Origin of the sequence: Carboxydothermus islandicus (assembly GCF_001950325.1) — a bacterium.
In the GTDB taxonomy this organism is placed as follows: Bacteria; Bacillota; Z-2901; order Carboxydothermales; family Carboxydothermaceae; genus Carboxydothermus; species Carboxydothermus islandicus.
This window is the reverse complement of sequence record NZ_BDJL01000038.1, coordinates 17,144-29,378: the sequence shown is the minus strand read 5'-3', so window position 1 is coordinate 29,378 and position 12,235 is coordinate 17,144. Positions and strand designations below refer to the sequence as shown.

Here is a 12,235-nt window from a genome sequence, read left to right as displayed (position 1 = left end):
TTAACCAAAATTAAACGAAATTAATTCAGAAAATCTCTATTTTTTTATTGACAACAGGGATTTATGTGCTAAAATTTAATTTGATTGAATTAAGCCCATGTATACAAAGGGGGTTATAGTTTCCCAAAAATTATTTAAAGGAGGAAGTGCCGATGAATGCTTTAGGCCGTCATGTGATTGCCGAGCTTTACGGCTGCGGGTTTGACGTTTTAAATGACGTCAAAAGAGTTGAAGAAATCATGGTTAGAAGTGCTTTGGAAGCAGGTGCTGAAATTAGAGAGGTAGCATTTCATAAGTTCAGTCCGCAAGGGGTTAGCGGAGTGGTGGTCATTTCTGAGTCCCATCTTGCAATTCATACTTGGCCTGAGTTAGGTTACGCTGCTGTTGATGTATTTACCTGCGGGGATACAGTAGATCCCTGGGATGCAACAAATTACCTGGCAAAGGAGTTTGGGGCAAAGTACATGACGGCTAAGGAAACGAAGCGGGGCGTCATGGTTGAAGAGTTTGCCGAGAGTCAAGCCGTCAATTTATAGGAGGGATTTTTATTAGTACGTGTTTTAAACACGGTTAGCAAGCCTTACATGCCGGAGAAGGTATGTAGGGCTTATTTATTTAAATAATGGTGATTGCTAATAATTTTACGAAAGCTAACAGGAAAATGGGATAAAATAAAGAATAATAGTATAAGTGTGTATTATTTTGAGGAGGACTGTAAATGAGTGTTGCTGAAAGGGAACTTCATAAAGTGGCAGCGGAAATTACGGAGGTAATTGCTAAAAAACTTCGAAGTAACGTGGAACAATACGGTGAAATTTTGCCCGAGATTAAGGAAATGTCTGCTGTTAAAAAAAGAATTTTAGTTTGGTTAATAGTGGGGCAAAAGCTGGGGATTGAATGGACGAAGCTACTAAAATTAGCCGAAATATTTTCTTATATTTATCTTGCCCATGAAATTCACCGGCAGATTGGTGAAGAAGAGTATCACGGGGAAAGACAAAAAACCCAGTATCAGGTGTTAGTGGGCGATTTTATGTACGGTAACTTTTTTTTGGAGCTGGCCAATGCGGGACTTTTACAGTACTTAAGTTCTCTGGCCAGGTTAATTCTTGATTTAAATGAAGCGGCTTTAATTTATTCGGTGGAAGATAAATATAAAGAGGAGCGAATTTTTATGGGTCAGAGTCTGGCGATCCTGGGTGATTTAGCTAATGTACCAAAAGATACCCTGCAGGAACTTATTACCTTTGGAGAAAAAATTGGCGAATTTCTTTGTAACATTGAGGATGAAGGCTTTGACGGTTTAATAAAACTTCAAGAAATTATCGATAAAAGCAACGTTTTATCATAAAAGGAAGGGGTAATAAATTTTGAACAATTCCCGCCAAACTTCAAAAGAAGAGCTTGTTTATAATATTTTTTCGGCAATTGCTCATCGTTATGATTTATTAAATACGGTTTTAAGTTTTAACCGGGACAAAGCCTGGCGACGGTTTGCGGTTAAGGTATCGGGCTTATCCGCAGGGGGAAGGGGTTTAGATGTGGCCTGCGGCACGGGAATGTTTGCTATTGAACAGGCCCGGGTGGTAGGCCCGACAGGAGAAGTCGTAGGACTTGATTTTAACGAAAATATGCTTGAAGTTGCCAGGAAAAATATTGCCAGGTATTCCATGGAAAAAATAATTAAGTTAGTTCACGGTAATGCCTTAGCTTTACCTTTTCCGGACAACAGCTTTGATGTGGCGACTATTGGTTTTGCTTTAAGAAATGTACCGGATATTGAAAAAACAATATTGGAAATGAAAAGGGTAGTAAAACCCGGAGGCAGGGTAGTGAATTTAGAACTTGCCCATCCGACTTTTCCCGTGTTTAAACAACTGTACTGGTTTTACTTTGAAAAATTGGTGCCGCTATTGGGGAAATTGGGGGTAGGGGTGGAAGGTCCTTATTCTTACCTGCCCAACTCGGTAAAAAATTTTCCCCACCAGCAGGTTATCAAAAAAATGTTTGAGGATTTAGGTTTGGTGGATGTAAAATGCTACGAGCTTACCGGCGGAATAGTGGCGGTACATGTTGGCACTAAGCCGTATTAGAAAATTAAAGATTGGAGGTAGAAATTGATGGCGTTTCGGGACTTGCGAGAATTCATAGCAGAACTTGAAAAGCGGGGTGAGCTTAAAAGAATCAAAGTTCCGGTGTCACCGGAATTGGAGATAACCGAAATTACCGACCGGGTGTCAAAAGCCTATGGGCCGGCTCTTTTATTTGAAAACGTTTCGGGTTATGACATCCCGGTATTGATGAATGCGTTTGGCTCCTATGAAAGAATGAAATTAGCTCTTGGAGTTGAACGTTTTGATGATATCGGGGAAGAGTTTTTAAGCCTTTTAAATCCCGACGATATTCCGGTTACCATGTTTGAAAAGCTGAAAATGTTACCGAAGCTTGCCAGGTTGTCAAATTTTGCGCCTAAAATTGTTAAAAATGGTCCGGTAAAGGAAGTAATTATCAAGGATAACCCCGATTTAAATAAATTTCCAATATTAAAATGCTGGCCGCAGGATGGGGGAAGGTTTATAACATTACCGTTAGTCATTACCAAAGACCCGGAAACCGGAAGAAGAAATGTGGGCATGTACCGGATGCAAATTTATGACGGCAGGACAACCGGGATGCACTGGCATATGCATAAAGATGCGGCGCACTTTTACCAGAAGGCCAAGCGCCTGGGTAAGCCTTTAGAAGTTGCGGTAGCTTTGGGCGGAGATCCGGCAACCATTTATGCGGCGACCGCTCCGCTGCCACCGTCAATTGATGAATTTCTTTTTGCCGGTTTTATCAGAAAAGAACCGGTGGAATTGGTTAAAGCGGAGACGGTAGATTTGGAAGTTCCGGCCCATGCCGAAATTGTTATTGAAGGTTACGTTGATCCCGATGAACTGCGCTTAGAAGGACCTTTCGGGGACCATACCGGTTATTACAGCTTAACCGATTATTATCCGGTATTTCATGTTACAGCCATTACTCATAGAAAAAATCCCATTTACCCGGCAACAATTGTGGGTAAACCGCCGATGGAAGATTGCTATATGGCGAAAGCCACCGAACGAATCTTTTTGCCCTTTTTAAAGCTGCTGCTGCCGGAAATTGTTGATATTAACCTTCCCCTGGAAGGGGTCTTCCATAATTGCGCAATTGTCTCGATTAGAAAACGTTATCCCGGTCATGCCCGCAAAGTGATGCATGCTTTGTGGGGGCTGGGGCAGATGATGTTTACCAAAATGATCATCGTGGTGGATGAACATGTCAACGTCCAAAACCTTTCGGAAGTAATGTGGAAAGTGTTTAACAATATTGATGCGAAACGGGACTTAATGATTGTTGAAGGACCCCTTGATATTTTAGACCACGCATCTCCTCTGCCCAATTACGGTTCAAAGCTTGGCATTGATGCTACCAAAAAGTGGCCTTCCGAAGGTCACCCCCGACCCTGGCCTGATGATATCGAAATGGATCCGGAGATTAAGGCTTTAGTGGACCGGAAGTGGAGTGACCTCGGCCTTGACTAAAATTAAGATCTTTCTTGAAATGATCAGATTTGAACATACGCTGTTTGCTTTACCTTATGCTTATTTAGGGGCATTTTTGGCTTCCGGTGGTGTACCGAGTTTTAGGGATTTTATTTTCATTACTTTAGCTATGGTGGGCGCCCGGACTGCCGCCATGAGTTTAAACCGGTTGATTGACCGGCATATAGATGCTTTAAACCCCCGAACCCGGAACAGGGCCTTGCCCCGGGGGCTTATAAAAGTGTCGGAAGTATATATTTACACGGTACTTTCGTTATTGCTCTTTTTTTGGGCGGCGGCCAATTTAAAGCCGTTAGCTTTAAAGCTTCTTCCCCTTGCCTTATTTGTCCTGGTAATTTATTCTTATACTAAAAGATTTACCTGGGCATGCCACCTTGTTTTAGGCCTGGCCTTATCCTTTGCTCCTCTCGGAAGCTTTGTCGGGATTGAAGGGGCTATTCCGCGCCCGGCTTACTTTTTGGCTGCCGGGGTGTTATTTTGGGTGGCAGGTTTTGATATTATCTACGCTCTTCAGGATGCGGAGTTTGACCGGCAGCAGGGGTTATACTCCATACCCAGCCGTTTTGGGATAGAAAAGGCTCTAAAGATTGCCCGTGGATTTCACTTTCTAACTATCATCTTCTTTTTACTGGCCGGCATTGGTTTTGGCCTTGGGTTTTTTTATTATTTTGGTGTTATTGCCACTGCAGCTCTTTTGTTATACGAGCACTGGCTGGTCAAGCCTACCGATTTGTCAAGGGTTAATACGGCTTTTAACAATGTAAATATGATTATCAGCGTCTTAATGTTCGGTGTTACCGTTATTGATTTACTAATTTAATAAGGGAGTGGAAGGATGTTTGCTTTTACCGATAAAAATTTAGAAAAAATTTACGATAAAGTGGAGAAGGGTGAACGTCTTTCCTTTGCAGACGGGCTAACCCTTTTTAACTCCTCCGACCTTATAGGGATTGGTTATCTTGCCAATATTGTCCGGGAAAGAAAAAATGGCAATAAAGCTTATTTTATTGTAAACCGCCATATTAATCCCACCAATATCTGTGTGAATCGTTGTAAACTTTGTGCCTTTGGGGTGGACAAGGACTCTCCGGAAGCATACCAGATGAGCCTTGACGAAATTGAAGCGCGGGCTTTAGAGTCTAAAGATGATGGGATAAGTGAAATTCACATTGTAGGTGGTCTTCATCCCGATTTGCCTTTTGATTTTTACGTGGAGATGGTAAAGAGAGTTTCGAGAGCTTTACCCGGAGTGCATATTCAGGCTTTTACGGCGGTGGAAATTGACTACTTTTCTCGTATTTCCGGAAAGTCTTTGGAGGAAGTGCTGACAATTTTAAAAGATGCCGGCCTGGGCTCGTTGCCCGGCGGAGGTGCGGAAGTTTTTTCCGAGAGGGTTAGAAAGAGAATTTGCGAGAAAAAAATTTCCGGCGAACGCTGGCTGGAAGTCATGAGAACCGCCCATAAGCTTGGGCTTAGAAGTAATGCCACCATGCTTTACGGACATGTTGAAACCATTGAAGAAAGATTAAATCATTTAATTATGTTGCGGGAACTTCAGGATGAAACCGGCGGTTTTATGTCGTTTATTCCTTTAGCGTTTCATCCTAAAAACACCGGGTTAGAGGGTGAAGTTAAAACCTTAACTACCGGAGTTGAAGATTTAAAAATGCTGGCTATCAGCCGCTTAATGCTCGATAATTTTGACCACATTAAAGCTTTCTGGATCATGGTGGGACCAAAGCTTGCTCAAATTTCCCTTTCCTTTGGGGTGGATGATATTGATGGCACGGTGGTAGAAGAACGGATTACCCATGCTGCCGGAGCTACCACCTCTCAAGCTATGACCAAAAAGGAAATTCTGCACCTTATACGGGAAGCAGGAAGACAACCGGTAGAAAGAGATACCCTTTACAATGTGGTACGGGAGGATTTTTAATGAAATTACGGCTTGGACGGGTAAGCTACTTAAACTGCTTACCCTTATATTATCCTTTTGAGAAAAATGGTTTTGCGGAGGTTGAACTTTTTTCAGGTCCCCCGGCCGAGTTAAATCAACTTTTTTTAAAACACCGGTTAGACGTAACTCCCCTTTCCTCCATTGAATACGCCAGAAACTATCAAGAACTTTTAATCTTACCTGATCTTTCCATTGCCGCCGATGGTCCGGTACTGAGCGTGATGTTTTTTTACCGAAAAGAATTTTCCGGAAGAATTCAGGACATAAAAAAAGTTGGTGTAACCAGGGAGTCGGCAACATCGGTGGTATTATTAAAAATAATCTTAAAAGAACTTTTCGGGGCCCAACCCCAATATATACCCATGGATTTGGACATTGAATTTTTCCGCAAGACCGATTTGGACGGAGTCCTTTTAATTGGTGATAAAGCTTTAACGGGGTATTATCATTTACCCCAAAATTTGGAGGTTTTGGACCTGGGCGAAGCTTTTAAAAAACTTACCGGGTTACCTATGGTTTATGCGGTATGGGCGGTCCACCGGGAGACCTGCCAGAAAGAGCCTTTAAAAATTAAAAAGTTAAGCGAACTGTTTTTTCAGGCTAAAAATTACTCATATGCTCACTGGCAGGAAATGGTTGAATTTGGCAGTAGAAAATATCCATTTACTCCTGAGGAAATTGACGGGTATTTAAAAATTATTTCCCATGAACTCTCCGAGAGGGAGTTTGCGGGTCTTTTGGAGTTTTACCGCCTGGCTTCTAAGATAGGCGAAGCGCCGGCAGGGGTTTCGGTAAAGGTATGGAGGGAAGACGATTGGATGTAAAAAAAGTTTACGCCAAAATAGAAGCGGGGGAAAGGATAAGTTTTAGTGAAGGAGTTTTATTGTTTGAACAGGGAGATTTATACAACTTAGGGCGACTTGCCAACCTTGTCCGCCGTCGTCTGCATCCCGAAAATATCGTTACATTTGTGGTTGACCGTAATGTAAATTATACCAATATCTGCTCGACGGCCTGCAAGTTTTGTGCTTTTTATCGTCCTCCCGGTCATCCGGAGGGTTACGTTCTAAGTTTAGAAGAAATCTTTGCCAAAATTGAAGAGCTGGTTAACTTAGGGGGTACCCAACTCTTAATGCAGGGAGGTACCCATCCCGATTTAGGGCTGGAGTACTTTAAAAACTTGTTTTCCCGGATAAAGAAAAGATTTCCATCGATACAAATCCATTCCCTCTCCCCGCCGGAAATTGTGTACCTGGCTAAAAAAGAGGGCTTAAGCGTAGTAGAGGTTTTAAAGGAATTAAAAGAAAGTGGACTTCAATCGTTACCCGGAGGTGGAGCGGAAATATTATCCGACCGGGTGCGGAAGGAAATTAGTCCCAATAAAATTTCCGCGGCGGAGTGGCTGGAAGTAATGGAAACGGCTCATAGCCTGGGGATGAAGACTACGGCAACGATGATGTTCGGGCATGTGGAAAATTACGAAGACCGGATTATTCACCTGGAAAATTTGCGCCAATTACAGGATAAAACCCGCGGCTTTACAGCTTTTATACCCTGGTCGTTTCAGCCGGCCAATACAGCTTTGGCCCATCTCTTACCCGCTGGTGGGATGGATTACTTAAAGACGGTGGCAATTTCCCGGATTTATCTTGATAATTTTCCCAACATTCAAGCTTCCTGGGTCACTCAAGGGGCTAAAATAGCTCAATTAGCGTTATATTTTGGGACTAATGATTTTGGCTCAACTATGCTTGAGGAAAATGTGGTCCGGGCGGCAGGAGTTACTTATCGCATACCGATGAACGAAATAATCAAGACAATCCGGGAAGCCGGATTTATTCCGGCCAAGCGCAACACCCATTACGAAATTTTGGAAGTTTATGAGGAGTGAGCCGATGGCCTTGGAAAAATTACTGCGCTCCATTCCCAAGGTGGATGAGATTTTAAAAGCACCGGAACTTCAGGACCATTTAAACCGTTATCAGCGGGAGATTATTACCCGGAAAGTGCGGGAGGTCTTGGATGAACTCCGAAGCGAGATTGTCTCTGGCCAGCGGCAAAAGCCGCTGGAATTTCAGGAGGTTGTTAACTTAGCTCAAAGAAAGATTGAAAGCTTTTTTCTGCCTCCCTACCGGAGGGTAGTTAACGGTACCGGGGTGGTTTTACATACCAACCTGGGTCGGGCTCTTCTGGCCCCGGAGGCGGTAGAAGCTTTACGAAAGGTCTCGGGCAGTTACGGCAACTTGGAGCTGGATTTAAAAACCGGGAAAAGAGGTTCCCGTTACGACCACGTGGTGGAATATCTCTGCGAGTTAACCGGTGCTGAAGATGCACTGGTGGTGAACAATAATGCTTCGGCGGTAATATTAGCTTTAAGCAGTATGGCTTCTGGGAAAGAAGTGATAGTTTCCCGGGGCCAACTGGTGGAAATAGGCGGAGCTTTCAGGATTCCCGAGATAATGGAAAGAAGCGGGGCCATTTTAAAAGAAGTTGGTACCACCAATAAAACCCGGCTTGACGATTATCGAGCGGCTATTAATGATAATACCGGCCTTTTACTCGGGGTACATACCAGCAATTACAGAATTATTGGCTTTACTCAGTCGGTGGAAATTGCCGATTTGGTGCAGCTCGGAAGAGATAAGGGAATTCCGGTAATGTGGGACCTGGGAAGCGGCAGTTTGGTGGATCTAACCCCTTACGGATTACCGAACGAACCAACGGTGCAGGAAGTTCTGGCGGCGGGGGTGGATGTAGTTACCTTTTCCGGAGATAAACTTTTAGGTGGTCCGCAAGCGGGGATTATTGCGGGCAAGAAAGAGTTTATTTCCAGAATGAAAAAACATCCTCTTACCCGGGCTATTAGGATTGATAAAATGACCGTAGCAGCTTTGCAGGCAACCTTAATGCTTTACTTTGAAAGAGATTTTCTGACCAAAATACCGGTTTTACGGATGTTAACCGAACCGCCCGAAAAAATAAAAAAGCGGGCGCAAAAGCTTTATCGTAAACTTATAAGGGCCAAATTACCTGCGGAAATATCCCTGGATAAAGGTAAATCGGAAGTAGGTGGGGGGGCTTTTCCCGGAACCTATCTATCTTCTTACGTGATAAAAATTAACCCCCATCACCTTTCGGTGGAAAAATTAGCAAAAGCTGTCCGGGAAGAAAATCCTGCCCTTTTGGGAAGGATTGAGGATGATAAGTTTATCATCGATTTAAGAACGGTTCAGGAGGAAGAAATAGATTACTGCCAAAAATTACTGGAAAAGCATCTGGTGGGTGACCGGAAATGAAATACTTTATCATTGGAACCGCAGGGCATGTAGACCACGGAAAAACAGAATTAATAAAAAAGCTTACGGGAATAGATACCGACCGCTTAAAGGAAGAGAAAAAACGGGGAATTTCCATCGAACTTGGTTTTGCTCACCTGACCCTTCCTTCGGGGAAGAAAGCCGGGATCGTTGATGTTCCCGGGCATGAGCGGTTTATTAAAAATATGCTGGCCGGGGTTATGGGGTTTGACCTGGTGCTTTTAGTTATTGCAGCCGATGAGGGCATTATGCCCCAGACCCGGGAGCATATGGATATTTTAAAGCTCTTACGGATAAAAAAAGGAATCGTTGTGGTAACGAAGAAAGATTTAGTGGATGAAGACTGGTTAAATCTTGTAGTTGAGGATATCAAAGAATTTGTCAAAGGAAGTTTTCTCGAAAATGCTCCTATTATCCCCGTATCATCAATTACCGGGGAAGGGATTACAACTTTACTTGCGGAGATTGATCGGGTTGCGGAAGAAGTGGAGGAAAAATCCCGGTCCCATTATGCCCGCCTGCCCATTGACCGGGTTTTTACCATTGCCGGGTTTGGGACGGTCGTTACCGGTACCCTCTGGTCTGGGGAACTTACGGTAGGAGAAACGGTAGAAATTCTTCCCCGGGGGCTAACCAAAAAGATTAGAAACCTGCAGGTTCACGGGCAAAAAGTGGAGAGAGCTATTGCCGGCCAGAGGGTAGCGATTAATTTAGCGGATGTAGAGGTTAAAGATCTTGAACGGGGCGATTGGGTTGTAACTCTTGGCGTTTTAAAGCCCACCCGGTTGCTTGACGTTAAATTTACGGTTCTTGCTTCGCAAGAAAAGCCCGTTCACCACCGGCAGCAGATACGTTTTTATCTGGGAACGGCGGAGCGGCTGGGAAGGGTGCTGCTTTTAGACCGGGAAGAGTTAGAGCCGGGTGGGGAAGCTTATGCGCAAATAATGTTAGAGGATTCGGTAGTAGCCGACCGCTCTGATCGGTTTATCATTCGTTCCTATTCGCCTATGGTGACTATTGGTGGTGGACAGGTGTTAGATCCTTATCCTGCAAGAAAATACAAGCGTTTTCGGGCGGAAGTAATTGAAAATTTAAAAATTAAAGAAAAAGGAGAACCTGCGGAGTTAGTTTTAAACGTTCTTTTGCATAATCCAAAACCCATGGAACAAAAAGTTATTGAACAGAAAACCACCTTGCCTGCACCGACGGTAGAGGAAAGTATAAACAGATTACTCGCAGGCAACAAAATTTACCAATCAAGAGAAAAACTTTATTATGCGGCAGAAAATTATGCTAAGATCTTAACCAAAACAAAAGAGTTTTTACAGGCATACCACCGGCAATACCCGTTACGAATAGGAATCCCTAAAGATGAGTTAAAAAGTAAACTTTTTAATGATTTTACTCCGCGAGAGTTTTCAGCTTTTCTGGAAATTGCGGAAGAGAGAAAAGAACTAAAAGTAAGTGGAAATAAAGTAGCCTTACCTGACCACTTCCCGGAATTTACTGCGGAACTGGAAAAAGCAAAGGAAAGAATTATAAACTACTTTAAACAAGCTGCTCTAACACCGGAAAATCTAAAAGTTATTTTGCCCAATTTTAGTATTAAAGAAGATTTGGCGGTAGAGTTAATAAATTATCTGGTGGAGCAAGGGGAATTAATAAAGATTGACGAAGAAATATATTTAGACCGCCAGCATTTTGAAGAAGCGATGGTCAGGATTACGAAGCTTTTAAAGGAAAAAGGGGAAATAGTAATTGCCGATGTTCGTGAGCTTCTTGGTATTTCCCGTAAATATGCTTTACCGTTGTTAGAAACCCTGGATCAGCTAAAAATTACCCGGCGGCTTGGAGATAAGAGGGTTTTAGCAAGGAGGGATTAGATTGCGGAAAAAGAAGGTTTTTCGGGTAAAAAGACGTCCCCTGGAGATTTGTGAAAATTACTATGTTGTGAGCGAAAAGAAGGGAGATGGCCGTGGAGAACTCCCTTAAGTATTTAATTCTTTCTACCAGTCCGCGGATAGGGGGCAATAGCGATACCGCAGCCCGGTATGTGGAAACTCTCTTAAAGGCTAAAGGAGACGGGGTTTTCATAAACACTTTCCACAAAAAAATCAATCCTTGCTTTGGGTGTAATTTATGCAGCCGGGATGGGCGATGCGTGCAAAAGGATGACCTGACAGAAATTTATGAGTTACTTCCGCAAATTAATTTCCTGGTTATGGCATCTCCGATATATGCCATGGGGCTTTGTGCTCAGGCCAAAGCTATAATCGACCGGCTGCAACCTTACTGGGCGCAGAAGTACGTTTTAAAGCAGGCGGAAATGCTGCAAAAAAGGCGAAAAGGTTTGTATTTACTAACCGCCGGTACTAATTTTAACAACGTGTTTACCGGGGCGGAAATTACCTTGAGGTATTTAAGTAATGTTTTAGAAGTTGAGGAGTTTAAGATTGTTGGCTTTAAAAACTTGGAAGAAAAGGGCGAAATTCAAAAAGATCCCGGTAATTTTAACCGGATTTTAGAAGCTCTTAAGCAAATGGGGGTGTTATAAATGAGGGCAGCTTTTTCCTTAACGGTGGCTGAAGGAAAAAGGTTGATTGCCAAAGGTATTAAAAAACACCCGGCGATTGCCAAAGCTTTGAAGGAAGGGATTGTGGTTATTGCCGGAGGAACAACTAACGGCTATATCGTGGAAGAATTAACCGGCAGGGAAATTGAACGGGAATGGTATACGGCGGGGGTAATAACGCCCAAAGGACAGTGCGTAACCGACCCAGGCCGGAGGATTCCACCGGTGGTGCTGGAACGGGGTCAGTTATCGGAACTTAGCTGGCAGGAAGCTCTTGAAAAAATGGAACGGGATGATGTGTTTTTGAAGGGAGCCAATGCTATAGATGCGGAAGGATTTGCCGGAATCATTACTTCCGACTCCCGGGGAGGGACTATAGGCCGGGCTTACCCGCTAATTCGTGCCCGGGGCATACGGTTTATTATTCCTGCTGGTTTGGAGAAAATGGTGCCTTCGGTGAGGAAAGCAGCCGAATTTACCGGTATTTACACTATGGATAAAGCTTTAGGGCAAAAATTTGGCTATACAGTGGTTGGAGATGCCGAAATATTTACGGAAATTTCGGCTATAAAAGCTTTATATCCTGACATCGAAGTTGTGGTAGCGGGTAGCGGTGGTATAGGGGGAGCCGAAGGGGGAAAAACGTTTATTGTAGAAGGAAATGAGGATGAGGTAGGAGAATTATTAAATTTAATTAAAGCTCTTAAAGGAGAACCGGCGCTGAAAGATAGCAAGAGAAACTGTCCTTGCGATGTGCCCTGCGACCGTATAAGGAAATAAAGCCGGATTTAATCCGGTA

General features: G+C 43.4%; 12 protein-coding genes. All 12 read left to right on the top strand.

Annotated features, from left to right (window positions below; genetic code table 11):
- Positions 1 to 152 precede the first annotated feature (152 nt).
- The 12 genes from speD (at position 153) to ciss_RS06595 (ending at position 12,216) form a co-directional block, all read left to right on the top strand.
- The gene (gene speD / locus ciss_RS06650) at positions 153 to 536 is read left to right on the top strand and encodes an adenosylmethionine decarboxylase (protein WP_011344705.1); all 384 of its coding nucleotides are present in this window, start codon (positions 153 to 155) and stop codon (positions 534 to 536) included.
- Positions 537 to 718: 182 nt separating this feature from the next.
- On the top strand, positions 719 to 1,351 hold the full coding sequence (locus tag ciss_RS06645; protein WP_075865507.1) for a hypothetical protein: 633 nt from the start codon (positions 719 to 721) through the stop codon (positions 1,349 to 1,351).
- A 19-nt stretch (positions 1,352 to 1,370) separates the two neighbouring features.
- On the top strand, positions 1,371 to 2,093 hold the full coding sequence (locus ciss_RS06640; protein WP_075865506.1) for a demethylmenaquinone methyltransferase: 723 nt from the start codon (positions 1,371 to 1,373) through the stop codon (positions 2,091 to 2,093).
- Positions 2,094 to 2,120: 27 nt separating this feature from the next.
- Complete coding sequence (locus tag ciss_RS06635; RefSeq protein ID WP_075865505.1) at positions 2,121 to 3,569, top strand: menaquinone biosynthesis decarboxylase; 1,449 nt, start codon at positions 2,121 to 2,123, stop codon at positions 3,567 to 3,569.
- On the top strand, positions 3,562 to 4,410 hold the full coding sequence (locus ciss_RS06630) for a UbiA-like polyprenyltransferase (protein ID WP_075865504.1): 849 nt from the start codon (positions 3,562 to 3,564) through the stop codon (positions 4,408 to 4,410). Before ciss_RS06635 ends, ciss_RS06630 begins: the two co-directional genes overlap by 8 nt.
- 15 nt (positions 4,411 to 4,425) lie before the next feature.
- Complete coding sequence (gene mqnE, locus ciss_RS06625; protein ID WP_075865503.1) at positions 4,426 to 5,526, top strand: aminofutalosine synthase MqnE; 1,101 nt, start codon at positions 4,426 to 4,428, stop codon at positions 5,524 to 5,526.
- On the top strand, positions 5,526 to 6,371 hold the full coding sequence (locus ciss_RS06620) for a menaquinone biosynthesis protein (protein WP_075865502.1): 846 nt from the start codon (positions 5,526 to 5,528) through the stop codon (positions 6,369 to 6,371). The genes mqnE and ciss_RS06620 overlap by 1 nt, the downstream gene beginning before the upstream one ends.
- Positions 6,362 to 7,438 carry a cyclic dehypoxanthinyl futalosine synthase gene (gene mqnC, locus ciss_RS06615; protein WP_201787774.1) on the top strand — a complete coding sequence of 359 codons (1,077 nt, stop codon included), beginning with the start codon at positions 6,362 to 6,364 and terminating at the stop codon, positions 7,436 to 7,438. Before ciss_RS06620 ends, mqnC begins: the two co-directional genes overlap by 10 nt.
- A 4-nt stretch (positions 7,439 to 7,442) precedes the next feature.
- Complete coding sequence (selA, locus tag ciss_RS06610; protein ID WP_075865500.1) at positions 7,443 to 8,843, top strand: L-seryl-tRNA(Sec) selenium transferase; 1,401 nt, start codon at positions 7,443 to 7,445, stop codon at positions 8,841 to 8,843.
- Positions 8,840 to 10,747 (top strand): selenocysteine-specific translation elongation factor, encoded by a 1,908-nt coding sequence (gene selB / locus ciss_RS06605; protein ID WP_075865499.1) that lies wholly within the window; start codon positions 8,840 to 8,842, stop codon positions 10,745 to 10,747. Before selA ends, selB begins: the two co-directional genes overlap by 4 nt.
- A 92-nt stretch (positions 10,748 to 10,839) precedes the next feature.
- A complete protein-coding gene (locus ciss_RS06600) occupies positions 10,840 to 11,418 on the top strand; it encodes a flavodoxin family protein (RefSeq protein WP_166503997.1) in 579 nt (192 codons plus the stop codon).
- On the top strand, positions 11,419 to 12,216 hold the full coding sequence (locus ciss_RS06595; RefSeq protein ID WP_075865497.1) for a hypothetical protein: 798 nt from the start codon (positions 11,419 to 11,421) through the stop codon (positions 12,214 to 12,216).
- Positions 12,217 to 12,235: the final 19 nt, after the last annotated feature.